We start from the raw sequence: 18,167 nt of genomic DNA on the forward strand, positions 1-18,167 counted from the left end.
GGGTGAAGAATTCAAAGCATACTACTGTGGCGCATTGCGCCGTGCCGTATACCGTGTGCCGGATTCGGGGTTCGGGTCGGTGCCGAGCGCGGCGTCGAGCGCCTGCAGGCGCTGTGGCGTGCCGACGTCGACCCAGCGGCCGGCGTGGCGCTCGGCGCGCACGGCGCCGCGCGCCATGGCTTGCCGCAGCAGCGGCGCCAGCGGGGCAGGGCGGCCTGATGCGAGGCCGGCAAACAGCCCGGGACGGTAGATGCCTATGCCGGAAAAAGTCAGCTTGGCCGGGCCATCGTCGGCCGCGCGGCCATCGGGCTGCAGCGCGAAATCGCCCTGCGGGTGCTGCGGCGGGTTGTCGACCAGCAGCAGCCAGGCGTCCGCATGGGTGCGGTCCATGTCGCGCCGCGCCATATCGGAACGCGCGGGATCCCAATCGCACCAGATATCGCCGTTGATGACCAGAAAAGGGTCTGCGCCCAGCCAGGGCAGGGCCTGCACGATGCCGCCGGCGGTTTCCAGCGCCGGGTCCTCGGCGGAATAACGGATGCGCAAATCCCAGCGGCTGCCGTCTCCCAGTTCCTCGACGATGCGATCGCCCAGCCAGGCATGGTTGATGACGACGTCGCGCAAACCGGCCTGCGCGAGCCGTTCCAGGTGCCAGACGATCAACGGTTTGCCGCCGACCGTCAAAAGCGGTTTGGGCGTGTGATCGGTAAGCGGCCGCATGCGTTCGCCGCGGCCCGCCGCCAGAATCATCGCCCGCATCAGAAGGTGTACCCCACAGTGGGCGAGGTCTGGTCGAGCTGATCCAACAGGCGCAGCAACGGCGCAAAGACCCCGTAGCGCCTGGCGACCTGGCGCACGTATTGGTTGACGCGAGGCATGTGGGCCAGATACCCCGATTTGCCGTCGCGGTGATTCAGTCGTGCGAACACGCCCAGAATGCGCAGATTGCGCTGCAGGCTCATCCACTCGTAGGCGCAGTGGAATTCGGCAAAATCGGCGGGCACCGGCAAACCGGCCTTGCGCGCCATTTCCCAGTAGCGGATGGCCCAGTCCAACTGCTGCGGCTCTTCCCAGGTCGTGCGCGCATCGGTCACCAGCGAGGCCAGGTCATAGGCGAGCGGCCCGGCCAGGGCGTCCTGGAAGTCCAGAATGCCGGGGTTGGGGCCGAAACGCGCCTCATCGCAGACCATCAGATTGGGCGAGTGGAAATCGCGGTGCACATAGACGGGCGTTTGCGTGGCGCAGCGCTCCGAGAGCAACTGGAAGATTTTCTGCAGCGCTTCGGTCTGCCCGTTGTTCAGGGCGGTGCCGTGATGGCGCTGTACATACCACTCGGGGAACAGCTCCAGTTCGGCAGCCAGGCGCGCCGTGTCGTAGGGCGGCAGCCCGGCGGTCGAGGCCTGCTGCATTTGCACCAGCGCCGCCAGCGCTTCGCGGTACAGGGTTTGCAGGCGGGCATCGTCCAACCCGGCCTGGATGCGCTGATAGTAGGTTTCACGGCCCAGGTCGGACAGCAGCAGCAGCCCTTGGTTCGGCGCCTCGGCCAGCACGGTCGGCACATTCAGCCCGGCCTGGCGCAGCAGATCGCCGGCGTGCAGAAAAGGGCGCACGTCCTCGTGGGGCGGCGGTGCGTCCATCACGATGACGGTGCCGTGCTCGGCCTCCAGGCGGAAATAGCGCCGGAAGCTCGCGTCGCTGGAGGCAGGCCGCAGGGTTTCCAGGCGCAGAGCCAGTCCGGGCGGCAGGCTGCGCAGCCAGGCCTCGATCAAGGTCCGGCGCGTGTCGGGGGAGGCGTTCAAGAGTACCGTCTCGAAGTCAGTGAATTGGGTAGGAAGCCGGGGAGTTTGGCCGCGCTGTCATGGGGAATTCCCCGACGCTTGGGCGTTTGGCCGGCTTCTCTATAATACCGGGTCGCTTCGCTCCGGCACCTTTTCAATATGCCGCAGGGGGGCCCACTTCATACGGGGTTGGTTTTCGTGCTCGTGCGCATGGTCCGGTGGTTGATTCTTCTTGCAGTGGGCGTGGCCGGAGCCGCGCAGGCCCAGGCCGCGGCCATTTCCAATACCGACGCAGACGCCGCCGCGACGCCGCCGTCCGCTCAGGTCGAAGTGCCGGGCCTTCAGCCGCCGGCCGCAATGCGCAGCTCTTCCCGCCTGCGCGAGCACGATCTATCCACCGACGCCATTTCGACCTTCATCCAGGGTGACCAGATCGAGGGCAACCCCGACACATCGTTCACCCTGACCGGCCATGCCCAGATACGCCGCCCCGACGCGGTGCTCAAAGGCGACAGCATCCACTACGATCGCGCAACCGGCGAAGTGTCCGTCAAGGGCAATCTGCGTGTGCTGCGCGACGCCACGCTGATCACCGGCCCGTCCGGTCACGTCAATCTGGACGACTACCAGGGCGAGATCCAGAAGCCGGATTTCTGGCTCGGCGCCACCGGCGGCACGGCCCAGGCCCAGCATGCAGACATCTTCAGCAAGTCGGAGTTCCGACTTACGCAGGTCCGTTACAGCAACTGTTCCTGTTCCGATCCGTCCTGGTACATCAAGGCCGACAGCCTCGATATCGACATGGAAGCGAACGAAGGCGTGGCGCACGGCGGCGTGCTGTACTTCAAGGGGGTTCCGATCCTGGCGTCGCCCTACCTGACCTTCCCGGTCAAGGACGAGCGCAAGTCTGGCTTTCTGGTTCCTACGTACAGTGCCTCCAGCAGCACCGGCTTTAACGTTTCGGCGCCGTATTACCTCAATTTGGCGCCGAACTACGATCTGACGCTCAATCCCCAGATCATGAGCAAGCGCGGCATGATGCTGGGCGCCACGGGGCGCTATCTCGGCGAGGACTACACCGGACTGGCGCAGGCCAACTTTCTGCCCAGCGACCGGGTCGCCAACCGCGATCGCTGGATGTACCGCTGGACGCACTACCAGCAGTTCGGCAACGGCTTCTATGCCAACTGGGATGTCCAGCGCGTTTCGGACAACAACTACTACCGCGACATCAGCAACACCATCGGCCTGAACACGGCCGCCACCGTCTATCTGCCGCAGAACGTCATTGGCGGATGGAATAATGTCTACTGGAACGCGTCGGTCCAGTCCCTGCATTATCAGACCCTGCAGGATCCGCTCGCGCCCGTCGCCCCGCCGTTCAACGAGCTGGCCTTCAGGGCGAACGGCCACCACTACGACTGGAACGGCTTCGACGCGAATGTGGACACCTCGATGGTCCGCTTCACCCGGCCGCTGGAGCTGGGCACACGCCTGAGTCCCGACGGCAACCGGTTCCAGATCTATCCGTCGCTGTCCTATCCCATTGTTCATCCCGGCTGGTACATCACGCCCAAGGTCGGCCTGAACTACACCCAGTACGGCAACACCAACTGGTACAACACCGACTTCAATCAGCTGGGCAGCACGTCGACCTACGGCACGTCGGCCTCGCGCACGGTGCCCATTGTTTCTCTCGACAGCGGCATGACCTTCGACCGCCAGACGGCGCTCTTCGGCCGGTCTGCGACGCAAACGCTGGAACCGCGTCTTTATTACTTGTACGTGCCGTACCGCAATCAGAACAACCTGCCGGTCTACGATACCTACCTGGCGCCTTTCAGCTTCGACCAGGCCTTCCAGGAAAACCGCTACATCGGCGGCTGGGATCGCATCAACAACGCCAACCAGGTCACTGCCGCGTTGACCACGCGCTGGATCGACAACGCCACGGGCCTGGAGCGCCTGTCGCTGTCGGGCGGCGTACAGCAGTATTTCGTCGACCAGATGGTCGCGCTGCCGGGCGAAGTGACGCGCGAGCATCAGCACTCCGACCTGCTGGGCGGCGCCAGCGCTGCGCTGACCGACACGCTCAGCACGGACATGGGCGTGCAATACGATACTTACGGCAATCGCGTGTCGCAGGCCTATACCAGCCTGCGCTGGTCGCCGCAGCGCCTGACCACCGTAGCGCTGACCTACCGCTACCAAAGCTCCGCGCTGATCAACCAGCAATATCTGCCTACGCCGCAAAACCAGATCAGCCTGGGCGTGCAATGGCCGTTCACCAAGCACTGGTACGGCGTGGGCCGCATCGACTATGCTCTGGGCCAGGAGGCTTCCGGCGGCAATTCGCGGTTCCCGCAGGCGATGCTCGGCGTCGAATACAAGTCCGATTGCTGCTGGTCTGCCCGCGTGGTGTTCCAACGCTATGCCATTTCAGGGTCGCAAGCCAATACCGCGCTGTTCTTCCAGCTCGAACTCACGGGCCTGGGCTCGCTGGGCAGCGATCCCATGAGTTTGATCAATCGCAACATTCCGGGCTACCAACCCGTGACGCCGGATCAGCAACCCGGCACCTCCTTTGAAAGGTACGAGTAATGCGTAGATTGCCGTTGCGCAGCCGTGGGTACGGCTGCTTCCTGACGCTGACCCTGTGCACTGCACTGGCTGCTTCGCCTGCGCACGCGCAAAACACCGCGTCCCACGCCGCCGCCAGCCGCCATGCCGAGGCTCGGCCGCAACCTGCCAAGCACGCTGCGGCCAAGTCCGCCGCGCCGGCGGGCGAGCAGATCACCGACGGCATCGCCGCCGTGGTCGGCAAGGACGTCATCACCATGAGCGACCTGAACGAGGCGGTCAGGCAGGCCGAGGCAAGCCTGAACGCGCAACGGATCAAGGCCCCGCCCATGGACATCCTGCAGCGCCAGGTACTGAACCGGCTCATCATGGATCGCGTGACAGCCCAGGAAGCCAAACGGCAAGGCATCGTGCTGACCGACGCTCAGGTCGACCAAGCCATTGCAATGGTCGCCGGCCGCAACCACCTCACGATTCCCCAGATGAAGGCCGATATCGTCAAAAGCGGCTCCACCTGGGACGACTACCGCAAATCCATCCACGACGAACTGCTGTCGGAGCAGCTGCGCCAGCGCGTGGTCGATGCCAAGATCTTCATTTCCGACAGCGAGGTCGACGCTTTTCTGAAAGAGTACGCGCACAACGAAGCAATTGTGCCCAAGCCTGCCCCGGTTGCCGCGCCCGCCCAGGCGAGCGTCCAGCCGCAAGTCCGAATCGTGCCTAACGGTCCGGTCGAGTTGTCGGAAATCCTGATCCATGTTCCCGAAGGCGCGTCGCCGGAGGTGGTCGCGCGCGCCAAAGAGAAGGCCGACAGCCTGCTGGCGCGCATCCGCAAAGGCGCGGACTTCGCCAGCCTGGCCGCGGCCAATTCCGACGGGCCCGACGCCCTGCATGGCGGCAAGCTGGGCGTGCGCCCGCTGGAAGGCTGGCCTGATCTGTTCGTGAACGCCATCCGCAATCTCATGCCCGGCCAGGTCACCGGCGTGCTGCGTGCGGGCAACGGTTTTCACATCGTCAAGGTCACGGCCCGAGCGATGGAACGCGTGGCCGCGCCGGCACAGCAGCAACAACCGGCGCCCGAGCCCGGCGTCCAGCAGCTCGAGACGATTCCGTCGGCCGCCGCCGGCACCGTGGAGATCACGCAAACTCACGCGCGCCATATTCTGATCAAGGTTTCGGCCGTGATGACCAGCGCCGAGGCGCGTCAAAAGCTTGAAGAAATCCGTCAGCGCATCGTGTCGGGCCAGACCACGTTCGAAGCGATGGCTCGCCAGTACTCGCAGGACAACACCGCGGCGCAGGGCGGCGACCTGGGCTGGCTCAATCCCGGACAGACCGTTCCCGCTTTCGAACAGGCCATGAACAGGCTCAAACCCGGCGAGATCAGCGAACCGATCGAGTCGCCCTTCGGCTGGCACCTGATCGAGGTGATCGCGCGCCGCCAGCACGACGCCACGGAAGATGTGCGCCGCAACCGCGCGCGCCAGATTCTGATGGAGCGTCAGGCGGGTCCGGCTTTCGAAGACTATATGGATCAGGTCATGGCTCAGACCTACATCGACAATCGCCTGGTCAAGGCCGACGAGCTCAAGCAGCGCTACCAGCAGTAAGAGCCATGGCCCAGCATCAGGCCCGCAAGCGCTTCGGCCAGAACTTTCTGACCGACGAGAGCGTGGTGGACGCCATCGTACGGGCCGTGGCGCCTGCCGTCGACGATCGCGTGATCGAGATCGGCCCGGGCCTGTCCGCGCTCACCCGGCCGCTGCTCGATCGACTGTCGCGCCTGACCGTGGTCGAGATCGACCGAGATCTTGCGGCGCGCCTGCGCAAGCAGTATCCGTCCGAGCGGCTCGATGTCGTCGAGGCCGATGCCCTGACGGTCGACTTCGCAGCATTCGGGCCCGACCTGCGCGTCGTCGGCAACCTGCCTTACAACATCTCCAGCCCGCTGCTTTTTCACCTGATGGCCTCGGCCGACCAGGTGCGCGACCAGCACTTCATGCTGCAGCGCGAAGTCATAGACCGCATGGTGGCGCAGCCGGGCAGTTCCGACTACAGCCGCCTGTCGGTGATGCTGCAGTCGCGCTATCGCATGGCCAAGCTGTTCGACGTTCCCCCCGAGGCATTCGATCCGCCGCCCAAGGTCGTGTCGGCTGTCGTGCGCATGGTGCCTCTTGGAGCAGATCGCCCGCGACCGCGCAGCAGCGCGGCGTTCGAGCACGTGGTGGCGCGGGCCTTCTCACAACGGCGCAAAATGCTGCGCCGGGTGCTCGACGACTGGACTGCGCATATTCCTTGGGAAACCCTGGGTATCGCGCCGACCGCGCGCGCGGAAGAAGTCTCCGTGGCCGGGTTCATCGGCATCGCCGATGCGCTGGTAGACGCAGGCGTGATCGCGGTTTCCTGATCCGCATACTCCCTCAGGTCTGACGCACTCGCGTTATCGCAGGCCCGCGATGCATTGCGCGAACGGCTTAAAAACCCAAAGAAACGCCCATAAGAAAATTACGCAGCCGCCGGCGTCAACCTCTGCCGCTGCTTGAGCACCGTCTCCAGCACGAACGGGTGCAATTGATCTTCCCCGCTGCGGCCTTCGGGATGCTGGGCGAGAAAATTCAGCAATTCGCGCCGCATCCGCGGCTCCCAGAACTTCTGGATGTGATTGGCGATGCCCTCGGCGGCCTCGGCCTTGTCGGGCATCGATTCGAAGAAATCGCCGATGCGGTTGGCCGAGCGGATCAGTGTGCGGATTTCCATGCGAATAGGTCCAGGCGTCAGGCAAGCATGCGCTGCGGGTGAGTGTAGATCGCGGCATCGGCATCGCGCAGAAAGCCGAGCAGCGTGAGATTGGTCTGAAGCGCCACGCGCACGGCCAGCGCAGTGGGGGCGGAAACAGCCGCGAGAATGCCGACACCGGCCATCGCGGTCTTTTGCACCATTTCGAAACTGGCGCGGCTGGACACAAGCGTCATGCCCGCCGACGCGTCCTGCCCGCCGCGGGCCAGCGCACCGATGAGCTTGTCCAGCGCGTTGTGGCGGCCCACGTCTTCGCGCACCAGGGCAACGCGGCCCTGCGCGTCGGCCCAGCCGGCTGCGTGCGTGGCGCCGGTCAGATCGTGCAGCACCTGACGCGCGCGCATGTCGCGCATGGCCTGCAGCACCGCGCCGATAGGCACGGCGGGGCCGTCGGCCACTGCAGGCACGGGCCGCAACACCTCGGGCAGCGTTTCCACGCCGCACAGCCCGCAGCCCGTGCGGCCGGCCATGGCTCGGCGCCGCTCGCGCAGGCGCATCGCGCAGGCGCTGGAAATCTCCAGCGCCACCACGATGCCGGCGCATTCATGACGCAGATCCATGCCGCGTATGTCGGACACGCCGTCGACAATGCCTTCGGTGAGCGAGAACCCCAGGGCGAAATCCTCCAGGTCGGCGGGCGTGGCCAGCATGGTGGCATGGCTGATGCCGTTGTATTCCAGCGCGATCGGAACCTCCTCGGCCAGGCAGTCCTCCTGTTCGGTGGCGTCGATGCGGGCGGCGCGCACGCGAACGACCTGCGCTCGCGCATGGTCTGCGCGATCGAACGCTTCATCCAGATCGGGCGTGGAGAGCCGCATGGCGCTTCGGACTTATTATTTGGTGACCGACGCTTCTTCGCGGATGCGCTCGCGCAGCAGCTTTTGCTGCACGTCCTCGAACTGCGTCCACTGGCGCTGCCACTCCGACGGCTGCGTCACGCGAGTCACCTGCACCGCCGTCACTTTGTACTCGGGGCAGTCGGTCGCCCAGTCGGCATTGTCGGTCGTGACGACGTTGGCGCCCGACTGTGGGAAATGGAAGGTGGTGTACACCACGCCCGGCTGCACACGCTCGGTGATAGTGGCGCGCAGCACGGTCTGTCCGGCCCGGCTCTCGATGCCCACCCAATCTCCCTCGTTCACGCCGCGGTCCTCCGCGTCTTGCGGATGAATCTCGAGCACGTCCTCGTGATGCCAGAGTACATTGGCGGTGCGCCGCGTCTGCGCACCCACGTTGTATTGCGACAGAATGCGCCCTGTCGTCAGCAACAGCGGGAAGCGCCGATTGCTGCGTTCGTCCGTGGGTACGTAGCGGGTGATCATGAAACGGCCCTTGCCCCGCACGAACTCGTCGACGTGCATGATGGGCGTGCCGTCGGGCGCGGCGTCGTTGCAGGGCCATTGCAGACTGCCCATGCGATCGATCTTTTCGAACGATACGCCGGCGAAGGTGGGGGTGAGGCGCGCAATCTCGTCCATGATCTCGCCGGGATCGCGATAGTTCATGGGGTAGCCCAGCGCATTGGACAAGGCTACCGTCACTTCCCAGTCGGACATGCCGTTGCGCGGCTCCATGACCTTGCGCACGCGCGAAATGCGGCGCTCGGCGTTGGTGAACGTGCCGTCCTTTTCCAGGAAGGTCGAACCGGGCAGGAAAACGTGGGCATACTTGGCCGTCTCGGTCAGGAACAGGTCCTGCACCACGACGCATTCCATGGCCGACAGCGCTGCGGCAACGTGCTGCGTATCGGGATCGGACTGAATGATGTCCTCGGCCTGGCAATACAGCGCCTTGAAGCTGCCGGATACCGCCGCGTCGAACATATTGGGCAGACGCAGGCCGGGTTCGGGCTGCAGGGTCACGCCCCAGTCGGCCTCGAATTCGCCGCGCACCGCGTCATCCGAGACATGCCGGTAGCCGGGCAGCTCGTGCGGAAACGAACCCATGTCGCACGAACCCTGCACATTGTTCTGCCCGCGCAGCGGGTTCACGCCCACGCCTTCGCGCCCGATGTTGCCGGTGGCCATGGCCAGGTTGGCGATGGCCATGACGGTGGTCGAACCCTGGCTGTGCTCGGTCACGCCCAGACCGTAGTAGATCGAACCGTTGCCGCCGGTGGCGTAAAGCCGCGCCGCGCCGCGGATGTCATCGGCCGGCACGCCGGTGATGGGCGCCATCGCCTCGGGCGAATTTTCCGGGCGCGACACAAACTCGCGCCATTCGTTGAAGGACTTGGCGTCGCAGCGCTCGGCCACGAAGGCTTCGTTCACCAGGCCCTCGGTGACGATCACGTGCGCCAGCGCCGATAGCAGCGCGGTGTTGGTGCCGGGCCGCAGCGGCAGATGGTAGTCGGCCTTGACGTGCGCGCCGTCGACCAGCTCGATGCGGCGCGGATCGACCACGATCAGTTTGGCGCCCTGGCGCAGGCGGCGCTTCATGCGCGAGGCGAACACCGGATGGCCGCTGCTGGGGTTGGCGCCGATGAGGATGATCACATCGGTGTGCATGACCGAATCGAAGGTTTGCGTACCGGCCGATTCACCCATGGTCTGCTTCAAACCGTACCCGGTAGGCGAATGGCAGACGCGCGCGCAGGTGTCGACGTTGTTGTTGCCGAACGCGGCGCGCACCAGCTTCTGCACCAGCCAGGTCTCTTCGTTGGTGCAGCGCGAAGAGGCGATGCCGCCGACCGAGTCGCGCCCGTATTTTTCCTGGATGCGGCGGAATTCGGAGGCGGCATAATTGATCGCCGTGTCCCACGAGACTTCCTGCCAGGGATCGGTGATGCGTTTGCGTATCATCGGCTTGAGCACACGGTCTTTGTGCGTGGTGTAGCCCCAGGCAAAGCGTCCCTTCACGCAGGAATGGCCGCGGTTGGCCTGGCCGTCCTTCCAGGGCACCATGCGCACCACTTCCTGGCCCTTCATCTCGGCCTTGAACCCGCAGCCCACGCCGCAGTAGGCGCAGGTGGTCACCACCGAATGCTCGGCCTGGCCCATCATGATGACGGTCTTTTCCTGCAGGGTCGAAGTGGGGCAGGCCTGCACGCAGGCGCCGCAGGACACGCATTCGCTGTCCAGGAAGGCCTCGCTCTGGCCTGCCGCTACGCGCGAATCGAAGCCCTTGCCCGAAATCGTCAGCGCATATGTTCCCTGCGTCTCTTCGCAGGCGCGCACACAGCGATTGCAGACGATGCACTTGGACGGATCGTAGCTGAAGTAGGGGTTGGATTCGTCCTTGGCGTCCTGCAGGTGGTTGGCGCCCGCATAGCCGTAGCGCACGTTGCGCAGGCCCACCGCGCCGGCCATGTCCTGCAGCTCGCAGTCGCCATTGGCCGGACAGGTCAGGCAGTCCAGCGGATGGTCCGAGATGTACAGTTCCATGACGCCCACCCGCAGATCGTGCAGCTTGGGCGTTTCGGTGCGCACCACCATGCCGTTCTCGGCGGGCGTGGTGCACGAGGCCGGATAGCCGCGTCGACCTTCGATCTCGACCAGGCACAAGCGGCACGAACCGAAGGCCTCCAGGCTGTCGGTGGCGCACAACTTGGGGATATTGATTCCGGCCTCGGCGGCGGCGCGCATCACCGACGTACCCTCGGGCACCGAGATGGTCTGGCCGTCTATGGTCAGGGTGACGAGTTGTTCGGACGTGCGCGCCGGGGTGCCCAGGTCGCGGTCGCGCTTGACAACGGTTTCCAGCATGAGGATGTCTCCTTGCGTAGGCGCTGATCTTAGGTTCGCGCAGCGGCCTCGGCAGCGCGCGACGCGCTGATGCCGAAGTCTTCGGGGTAATGGTTCAGGGCCGACAGCACCGGGTAGGGCGCCATGCCGCCCAACGCGCACAGCGAGCCGCCCAGCATCGTGTCGCACAGATCGCGCAGCAGCGTTACGTGCTGCTCACGCTGCGGACCGCCGGCCACGATCTTGTCGATGGTCTCGACGCCGCGCGTGGAGCCGATGCGGCAGGGTGTGCATTTGCCGCACGATTCGACCGCGCAGAACTCCATGGCGTAGCGCGCCATGCGCGCCATGTCCACGGTGTCGTCGAAAGCCACCAGACCGCCGTGTCCGATCATGGCCGAGATACCGACGTAGGCTTCGTAGTCGAGCGGCACGTCCCACTGCGATTCGGGAAGGTAAGCGCCGAGCGGTCCGCCCACTTGTACCGCGCGCAACGGCCGCCCCGATGCGGAGCCTGCACCGAAGTCGTAAAGCAGCTCGCGCAGTGTAAGGCCGAAGGCCTTTTCGACCAGACCTGCCTGTTTGAGATTGCCGGCCAACTGGAAGGGCAGGGTGCCGTGCGAGCGGCCCACGCCGTAGTCGCGGTAATAGTTTGCGCCACGCGCCAGAATGATTGGCACCGAGGCCAGCGAGATCACGTTGTTGATGACGGTGGGTTGCCCGAACAGGCCCTGGATCGCAGGCAGCGGCGGCTTGGCGCGCACGAGGCCGCGCTTGCCTTCCAGGCTTTCCAGCAGCGAGGTCTCTTCGCCGCAGATATAGGCGCCGGCGCCCTTGCGCACTTCCAGGTCGAAGGCCCGGCCGCTGCCGAGGATGTCCGCGCCCAGCCAGCCAGCCCTGCGCGCTCGAGCAATGGCTTCTTCAAGCGCGGCGATGGCGTGGGGGTATTCCGAACGCACGTAAATATAGCCATACGTGGCGACCACAGCCAGCACGGCTATGGCCATGCCTTCGATCAGAACGTAGGGGTCTCCTTCCATCAGCATGCGGTCGGCGAACGTGCCCGAGTCGCCTTCGTCGGCGTTGCACACCACGTATTTCTGCGCCGCGTTGGCGGCCAGAACGGTCTTCCACTTAATGCCTGTGGGAAAGGCCGCGCCGCCTCGGCCGCGCAGGCCCGAGTTCAATACCTCGTCGACAATCTGCGCGGAAGTCATCGCGATCGCGCGCCGCATGCCTTCCAGACCGCCGTGCGACGTGTAATCGTCCAGCGACAAGGGGTCGGTGATGCCCACGCGGGCAAAAGTCAGGCGCTCCTGGTTCTTGAGATAAGGGATGTCTTCGGTTTGTCCATGGCACAGCGCATGCGCGCCGCCCTGCAGCCAGCCGGCATCGAAAAGCCCCGGCACGTCGTCGGGCTGCACCGGACCATAAGCCACGCGGCCCTGCGGCGTGGCGATCTCGACCAAAGGTTCGAGCCACAGCAATCCGCGCGAGCCGTTGCGCACCAGGGAGATGGCGACACCGCGTTCTTGCGCTACGCGCTCGATGGCCGCGGACACCGCGTCGGCGTCCACGGCCAGCGCGGCGGCGTCGCGCGGCACGTAAATCTTGATGGGAGCGTTCATGTGCGGGCCCCGTCCTGTGCGGGCGACGTGCGCGCCGCGTCGAGCAGGCGGTCCAGCCGGGCTGCGGTGACGCGCGCATGAGGCCGGCCGTCGAGCATCACTGCCGGCGATTGCGCGCACAGGCCCAGGCAGTAAACCGGTTCGAGCGCGAAGGTGCCGTCGGCACTGACGGCATGAAAGTCGCAGCCCAGACGCGTGCGGGCATGGCCTGCCAGGGCTTCGCCGCCCATGGCCTGACAGGACTCGGCGCGGCACACCTCCAGCGTGTGGCGTGCGCCAGGTTCGCTGCGGAAATGCGGGTAGAAAGTGATGACGCCGTGCACCTCGGCGCGCGATAGGTTCAGCGCGGCGGCGATGTCTGGCACGACATCGGGCGGAATATGGCCCAGTTCGTGCTGGACCGCATGCAAAATGGGCAGCAGCGCGCCGGGCATGCCGCGCAGTCGGGTCACGATGTCGTTGACGACAGATCTATCATGCATCGTCGGGTCTCCTGAACCTTGGCCGCTTGACGGATCGCGGCTTTTTCATAGGAATGCCTGAAACTGATTAATATGGTAGAAAAAACATATTAATATCTGCAGGATGCGCTTGTGCTGATACCATAATCCGGTTCTTTTTTGCGCTCAATAAGAAATAGATGACATATAAATTCCAGTTGAGCCTGCGCCCACAATGGTCGCTGGATGGCGCGCAGGACGAACAGGACGTGTCCCTGGGCAGTGTGCTGTCGCTGTTGTCGGCCATCGATACCACCGGCCACATCGCCGGCGCTTGCCGGGCCTGCGGCTTGTCCTATCGCCATGCCTGGGGCGTGTTGCGGCGGTTCGAGACCATTTTCGGCACGCCGCTGCTCATCACGCGGCGACGCCAGGGCACGCAGTTGTCGGAATTTGCCCAGCGGCTGCTTTGGGCCAATCGGCGCATCGAGGCGCGTCTGGCGCCCACGCTCGAAAGCATGGCTTCCGAGCTGCAGGAAGAACTCGAGCGCCTGCTGCCGCGCGCTGCGCCGCACCTGCGGCTGCATGCCAGCCACGGCTTTGCGGTCGAGGCCATGATGCGGCACGTCAGCCGTAACGGCCTGGGACTGGAGCTGCGCTATCGCACCGCCGCCGAGGCCCTGGCCGCACTCGAGCACCGCGAGTGCGACCTGGCGGGCTTTCAGGTGCCTTGTGGCGAATTCGAGTCGGTCATTCTCGAGGCCTATCGCCCCTGGCTGGATGCCGACGAATACATGCTGGTTTATCTGTCGATGCGCAACACGGGCCTGTTCGTGCAGCCCGGCAATCCCAAGCGCATCAACGGCATCGCCGATCTGGCGCGGCCCGACGTGCGCTTCGTCAACCGTCAGATCGGCTCCAGCACGCGCCACCTGATCAAGGCCATGCTGGAGCGCGCGGGTTTGTCCACCAATCAGGTGCAGGGCTACGAAACCAGCGAGTTCACGCACATGGCCATTGCCGCGCATATTGCCAGCGGCATGGCCGACACCGGCGTGGGCGTCGAAACCGCCGCGCGGCGCTTCGGCCTGGACTTCATCCTGCTGGCGCGCGAGCGCTACTTCTTCGCCGTGCGCAAGGCCGATATGGATACTCCGGCGATGCGCGAATTGCTGGATGTCATACGCGGCCCGGAATACATCGGCGAGCTCGATCTGCTGCCGGGCTACGACGTCGTCGACGTGGGTCGGGCAATGACCTTGAAAGAGGCATTTCCATGAACAAGGTGATCTTTCTCGCCGACGAGCGCTCCGCCGGGCCTGCCCAGCCGCGCGAGGTCGCCCCCCATTCGTGGCGGCCCGGCCAGCCCGCGGCGGATTCCCGGAACAGGCCTATGCGAGATTTGCGCATTTCGGTCACCGACCGCTGCAACTTCCGCTGCAGCTATTGCATGCCGCGCGACGTGTTCGACAGCAGCTATGCCTTCATGCCGCATTCGGCGTTGCTTTCGTTCGAGGAGATCACGCGTCTGGCCGGCACGTACGCCCGGCTGGGCGTCGAAAAAATCCGCCTGACGGGCGGCGAGCCCCTGCTGCGCAAGAACATCGAAGCGCTGATCGCCATGCTGGCCGAGCTGCGCACGCCGCAAGGCCGGTCGCTGGACATCACGCTCACGACCAACGGGGTGCTGCTCGCGCGCAAGGCGCGCGCGTTGAAAGACGCGGGTCTGAGCCGCGTCACCGTGAGTCTGGACGCACTCGATGCCGAGCTTTTCGCGCGCATGAGCGACAGCGATTTCACGCCCGACGACGTGCTGCGGGGCGTGGATGCGGCGGCCGAAGCGGGGCTGGCCTCGATCAAGATCAATATGGTGGTGCGCCGCGGATTCAACGACGGACAAATTCTGCCCCTGGCGCGGCGCTTTCGCGGCACGGGTCACGTGCTGCGCTTCATCGAGTATATGGACGTGGGCAGCACCAATGGGTGGAACCTCGCCGAGGTCGTGCCGACCCCCGAGGTGCTCGAGCGCATCGGCGCCGAGTTTCCCCTCGAGGCGGTGGCCGACGAAGCGATGGGCCGGGTGGCCGAGCGCTGGCGCTATCGAGACGGCGCGGGCGAGATCGGCGTCATCTCCAGCGTGTCGCATGCTTTCTGCGGCGGATGCACGCGCGCGCGACTGTCGCCCGAAGGCAAGCTGTTCCTGTGCCTGTTCGCCAGCGCAGGATACGACCTGCGCGAGCCGCTGCGCGAGGGGGCCGACGACGCCCGGCTGGCCGAACTGATCGCCGGCACCTGGTCGCGGCGCGACGACAACTATTCCGAACGCCGCGCACAGGGCCTGCCCCAGGCTGCGCGCAAGATCGAGATGAGCTATATCGGTGGCTGATATTCCCTTTGAAGGCGCGGCCGGCCTGATCCTGGCCGGCGGGCGCGCCGTTCGCATGCAAGAGGCCGACAAGGGGCTGCTTTTGCTGGCCGGCCGGCCGCTCGTGGCGCATGCGGCGCAGCGTCTGGCGCCGCAGGTCCAGCGGTTGTTCATCAGCGCCAACCGCAATGCCGAGCGCTACGCGCAATACGGTCAGGTGCTGGCCGACGATCCGAGTCTAGACGCCTGGCCGGGTCCGCTGGCCGGCGTGGCGGCAGGGCTGCTCGCCTGGTCCGGCCGCTGGCTGGTGGTCGCGCCCTGCGATACGCCTTTTTTGCCCCTCGACCTGACGGCGCGTCTGATCGGCTCCGCGCAGGCGCAAGGCGCGCCATTGGCGGTGGCTTGCGCGGGAGGGCGCCGGCATTCGGTCTGCATGGCGCTGCGCACCTCGCTCGCTGACGATCTACGCGGCTACCTGCAAGGCGGCGATCGCAAGGTCGATCTTTGGCAGAAGTGCGTGGGCGGCGTCGAGGTCGACTTCGACGACGCGGTAGATGGATTTCTCAATATCAATACCCCTGAAGAGCTCTCGGCAGCCGAACAAGGCGCCAGCGGCCAGCAGTAAGATCGGCGTTCACCCGTTCCACCAGGAATCGCCATGACTCGCCGCACACCCATCGAGCGCTATCGCAATATCGGCATCTCCGCCCACATCGACGCGGGCAAGACCACCACGACCGAGCGCATCCTCTTCTACACCGGAATCACCCACAAAATCGGCGAGGTGCACGACGGCGCGGCGGTGATGGACTGGATGGAGCAGGAGCAGGAGCGCGGCATCACCATCACCTCGGCGGCTACCACCGCGTTCTGGCGCGGCATGGCCGGCAATTATCCCGAACATCGCATCAACATCATCGACACCCCGGGACACGTCGACTTCACCATCGAGGTCGAACGCTCCATGCGGGTGCTCGACGGCGCCTGCATGGTCTACGACTCCGTGGGCGGCGTGCAGCCGCAGTCCGAGACGGTGTGGCGCCAGGCCAATAAATACGGCGTGCCCCGCATCGCCTTCGTCAACAAAATGGACCGCATCGGCGCCGATTTCTTCCGCGTGCAGCGCCAGATCGGCGAACGCCTGCGCGGCGACGCGGTGCCGATACAGATACCCGTGGGCGCCGAAGACGCTTTCGAAGGCGTCATCGACCTGGTCAAGATGAAAGCCATCATCTGGGACGACGACAGTCAGGGCGTGCGCTTCGAATATCGCGACATTCCGGCGAACCTGCAGGCCCAGGCGCAGGAATGGCACGACAAGATGATCGAGAAGGCCGCCGAGGCCAACGAGGCGCTGCTCGAGAAATATCTCTCGGGCGAGCCGCTGACCGAAGACGAAATAAAACTCGGCTTGCGCACGCGCACCATCGCCAACGAAATCGTTCCTATGCTGTGCGGCAGCGCCTTCAAGAACAAGGGCGTGCAGGCCATGCTGGATGCGGTCATCGACTACCTGCCTTCGCCGGTCGATGTGCCCGCCATCAAGGGCCACACCGTCGACGACAAAGAGATCGAGCGCCATCCGGGCGATGCCGAACCTTTCTCGGCACTGGCCTTCAAGATCATGACCGACCCCTTCGTCGGCCAGCTGGTGTTCTTCCGCGTCTATTCGGGCGTGGTCAAGTCGGGCGACACGTTGTTCAACCCGATCAAGGACAAGAAAGAACGCCTGGGCCGCATCCTGCAGATGCACGCCAATTCGCGGCAGGAGATCAGCGAAGTCTATGCCGGCGACATTGCGGCCGCCGTAGGCCTGAAGGACGTCACCACCGGCGACACGCTGACCGATCCGGCGCACATCATCGTGCTGGAACGCATGGTCTTTCCCGAGCCGGTCATCTCGCAGGCAGTCGAACCCAGGACCAAGGCCGACCAGGAAAAAATGGGCCTGGCGCTCAACCGCCTGGCGCAGGAAGACCCGTCCTTTCGCGTGCATACCGACGAAGAATCCGGCCAGACCATCATCTCGGGCATGGGCGAACTGCACCTGGAGATCCTGGTCGATCGCATGAAGCGCGAGTTTCACGTCGAAGCCAACGTCGGCAAGCCGCAGGTGGCCTATCGCGAAACCATACGCGCCACCGTGGACGAGGTCGAAGGCAAGTTCGTCAAACAGTCGGGCGGCCGGGGCCAATACGGCCATGCGGTGCTCAAGCTCGAGCCGCAGGAACCCGGCGCGGGCTTCGAATTCGTCGATGCGATCAAGGGCGGCGTGGTGCCGCGCGAGTTCATCCCGGCGGTCGAGCGCGGCATCCGCGACAGTCTCAACGCCGGCGTGCTGGCAGGCTATCCGGTGGTGGATATCAAGGCCACGCTGGTCTTCGGCTCCTATCACGACGTCGACTCCAACGAGAATGCCTTCCGCATGGCAGGCAGCATGGCCTTCAAGGAAGGCATGCGCCGCGCCAAGCCGGTGCTGCTCGAGCCGATGATGCATGTCGAGGTCGAGACGCCCGAGGACTACACCGGCTCGGTCATGGGCGACTTGTCTTCGCGGCGCGGCATGGTGCAAGGCATGGAAGATATCGCGGGCGGCGGGGGCAAGCTGGTGCGCGCCGAAGTGCCTCTGGCCGAGATGTTCGGGTATTCGACGTCGCTGCGTTCGCTGACTCAGGGGCGGGCAACCTACACCATGGAGTTCAAGCACTACGCCGAAGCGCCGAAGTTGGTGGCCGATGCGGTGATCGCGGAGAAGAAGTCTTAAGTTCTTGAGCTGCCCTGCGGGTTCTTAAGTCCGTCCTGGGTTGGGCGGGGTTGGGCCGGGGCGCGAGCGAAGTCCGGGGTGGGGGGCCCCCGTCAGGGGCGCCCGAACCGCACGGCGGGCCCCGCCCACAATG

Annotated in this window: 14 protein-coding genes; 7 read left to right on the forward strand and 7 right to left on the reverse strand. The window is 65.2% G+C overall.

The window, feature by feature from the left end:
• Positions 1–21: 21 nt before the first annotated feature.
• Complete coding sequence (gene murU, locus ACTHJ1_RS17375; RefSeq protein WP_440195033.1) at positions 22–759, reverse strand: N-acetylmuramate alpha-1-phosphate uridylyltransferase MurU; 738 nt, start codon at positions 757–759, stop codon at positions 22–24.
• Positions 759–1,799, reverse strand: coding sequence for an aminoglycoside phosphotransferase family protein (locus ACTHJ1_RS17380; protein WP_440195036.1), 1,041 nt, complete (start codon positions 1,797–1,799; stop codon positions 759–761). Before ACTHJ1_RS17380 ends, murU begins: the two co-directional genes overlap by 1 nt.
• Positions 1,800–1,982: 183 nt before the next feature.
• On the opposite strand from ACTHJ1_RS17380, the gene ACTHJ1_RS17385 reads away from it, so the two are divergent.
• Genes ACTHJ1_RS17385 through rsmA form a run of 3 tightly spaced genes read left to right on the forward strand, consistent with a single transcriptional unit; the run spans position 1,983 to position 6,765 of the window.
• Positions 1,983–4,379, forward strand: a complete 2,397-nt coding sequence (locus tag ACTHJ1_RS17385) for an LPS-assembly protein LptD (RefSeq protein WP_440195078.1) — start codon at positions 1,983–1,985, stop codon at positions 4,377–4,379.
• On the forward strand, positions 4,379–5,968 hold the full coding sequence (locus tag ACTHJ1_RS17390; protein WP_440195039.1) for a peptidylprolyl isomerase: 1,590 nt from the start codon (positions 4,379–4,381) through the stop codon (positions 5,966–5,968). The genes ACTHJ1_RS17385 and ACTHJ1_RS17390 overlap by 1 nt, the downstream gene beginning before the upstream one ends.
• A gap of 5 nt (positions 5,969–5,973) precedes the next feature.
• Positions 5,974–6,765 carry a 16S rRNA (adenine(1518)-N(6)/adenine(1519)-N(6))-dimethyltransferase RsmA gene (rsmA, locus tag ACTHJ1_RS17395; RefSeq protein ID WP_440195042.1) on the forward strand — a complete coding sequence of 264 codons (792 nt, stop codon included), beginning with the start codon at positions 5,974–5,976 and terminating at the stop codon, positions 6,763–6,765.
• Between the two features lie 98 nt (positions 6,766–6,863).
• Here rsmA and ACTHJ1_RS17400 read toward each other — a convergent pair whose 3' ends face one another.
• From ACTHJ1_RS17400 to ACTHJ1_RS17420, 5 genes are read right to left on the reverse strand one after another with little or no spacing between them, the layout of a single operon-like run.
• Complete coding sequence (locus ACTHJ1_RS17400; RefSeq protein ID WP_440195045.1) at positions 6,864–7,115, reverse strand: formate dehydrogenase subunit delta; 252 nt, start codon at positions 7,113–7,115, stop codon at positions 6,864–6,866.
• A 17-nt stretch (positions 7,116–7,132) separates the two neighbouring features.
• The gene (gene fdhD / locus ACTHJ1_RS17405; RefSeq protein ID WP_440195048.1) at positions 7,133–7,972 is read right to left on the reverse strand and encodes a formate dehydrogenase accessory sulfurtransferase FdhD; all 840 of its coding nucleotides are present in this window, start codon (positions 7,970–7,972) and stop codon (positions 7,133–7,135) included.
• Positions 7,973–7,987: 15 nt separating this feature from the next.
• Positions 7,988–10,858 carry a formate dehydrogenase subunit alpha gene (fdhF, locus tag ACTHJ1_RS17410; protein WP_440195051.1) on the reverse strand — a complete coding sequence of 957 codons (2,871 nt, stop codon included), beginning with the start codon at positions 10,856–10,858 and terminating at the stop codon, positions 7,988–7,990.
• A 29-nt stretch (positions 10,859–10,887) separates the two neighbouring features.
• A complete protein-coding gene (locus ACTHJ1_RS17415) occupies positions 10,888–12,465 on the reverse strand; it encodes a formate dehydrogenase beta subunit (RefSeq protein WP_440195054.1) in 1,578 nt (525 codons plus the stop codon).
• Positions 12,462–12,947 (reverse strand): formate dehydrogenase subunit gamma, encoded by a 486-nt coding sequence (locus tag ACTHJ1_RS17420; RefSeq protein WP_440195057.1) that lies wholly within the window; start codon positions 12,945–12,947, stop codon positions 12,462–12,464. The genes ACTHJ1_RS17415 and ACTHJ1_RS17420 overlap by 4 nt, the downstream gene beginning before the upstream one ends.
• A 158-nt stretch (positions 12,948–13,105) precedes the next feature.
• On the opposite strand from ACTHJ1_RS17420, the gene ACTHJ1_RS17425 reads away from it, so the two are divergent.
• The 4 genes from ACTHJ1_RS17425 to fusA are packed head-to-tail and all read left to right on the forward strand — an operon-like array spanning position 13,106 to position 18,034.
• On the forward strand, positions 13,106–14,185 hold the full coding sequence (locus tag ACTHJ1_RS17425; protein WP_440195060.1) for a substrate-binding domain-containing protein: 1,080 nt from the start codon (positions 13,106–13,108) through the stop codon (positions 14,183–14,185).
• Positions 14,182–15,291, forward strand: coding sequence for a GTP 3',8-cyclase MoaA (gene moaA / locus ACTHJ1_RS17430; RefSeq protein ID WP_440195063.1), 1,110 nt, complete (start codon positions 14,182–14,184; stop codon positions 15,289–15,291). Before ACTHJ1_RS17425 ends, moaA begins: the two co-directional genes overlap by 4 nt.
• On the forward strand, positions 15,284–15,895 hold the full coding sequence (gene mobA / locus ACTHJ1_RS17435; RefSeq protein WP_440195066.1) for a molybdenum cofactor guanylyltransferase MobA: 612 nt from the start codon (positions 15,284–15,286) through the stop codon (positions 15,893–15,895). The genes moaA and mobA overlap by 8 nt, the downstream gene beginning before the upstream one ends.
• Positions 15,896–15,928: 33 nt before the next feature.
• Positions 15,929–18,034: an elongation factor G gene (gene fusA / locus ACTHJ1_RS17440; protein ID WP_440195069.1), complete on the forward strand. Its 2,106-nt coding sequence runs from the start codon at positions 15,929–15,931 to the stop codon at positions 18,032–18,034.
• The last annotated feature ends 133 nt before the right edge of the window (positions 18,035–18,167 follow it).

This window comes from Bordetella sp., from assembly GCF_051960075.1.
In the GTDB taxonomy this organism is placed as follows: Bacteria; Pseudomonadota; Gammaproteobacteria; order Burkholderiales; family Burkholderiaceae_B; genus Bordetella.

What these genes read in the sequence shown, in the direction of transcription:
- ACTHJ1_RS17425 (WP_440195060.1), top strand. Translation starts at nt 13,106, where the DNA reads ATGACATATAAATTCCAGTTGAGCCTGCGCCCACAATGGTCGCTGGAT.
- ACTHJ1_RS17400 (WP_440195045.1), bottom strand. Translation starts at nt 7,115, where the DNA reads ATGGAAATCCGCACACTGATCCGCTCGGCCAACCGCATCGGCGATTTC.
- fusA (WP_440195069.1), top strand. Translation starts at nt 15,929, where the DNA reads ATGACTCGCCGCACACCCATCGAGCGCTATCGCAATATCGGCATCTCC.
- fdhF (WP_440195051.1), bottom strand. Translation starts at nt 10,858, where the DNA reads ATGCTGGAAACCGTTGTCAAGCGCGACCGCGACCTGGGCACCCCGGCG.
- ACTHJ1_RS17415 (WP_440195054.1), bottom strand. Translation starts at nt 12,465, where the DNA reads ATGAACGCTCCCATCAAGATTTACGTGCCGCGCGACGCCGCCGCGCTG.
- ACTHJ1_RS17390 (WP_440195039.1), top strand. Translation starts at nt 4,379, where the DNA reads ATGCGTAGATTGCCGTTGCGCAGCCGTGGGTACGGCTGCTTCCTGACG.
- rsmA (WP_440195042.1), top strand. Translation starts at nt 5,974, where the DNA reads ATGGCCCAGCATCAGGCCCGCAAGCGCTTCGGCCAGAACTTTCTGACC.
- ACTHJ1_RS17420 (WP_440195057.1), bottom strand. Translation starts at nt 12,947, where the DNA reads ATGCATGATAGATCTGTCGTCAACGACATCGTGACCCGACTGCGCGGC.
- murU (WP_440195033.1), bottom strand. Translation starts at nt 759, where the DNA reads ATGCGGGCGATGATTCTGGCGGCGGGCCGCGGCGAACGCATGCGGCCG.
- fdhD (WP_440195048.1), bottom strand. Translation starts at nt 7,972, where the DNA reads ATGCGGCTCTCCACGCCCGATCTGGATGAAGCGTTCGATCGCGCAGAC.
- moaA (WP_440195063.1), top strand. Translation starts at nt 14,182, where the DNA reads ATGAACAAGGTGATCTTTCTCGCCGACGAGCGCTCCGCCGGGCCTGCC.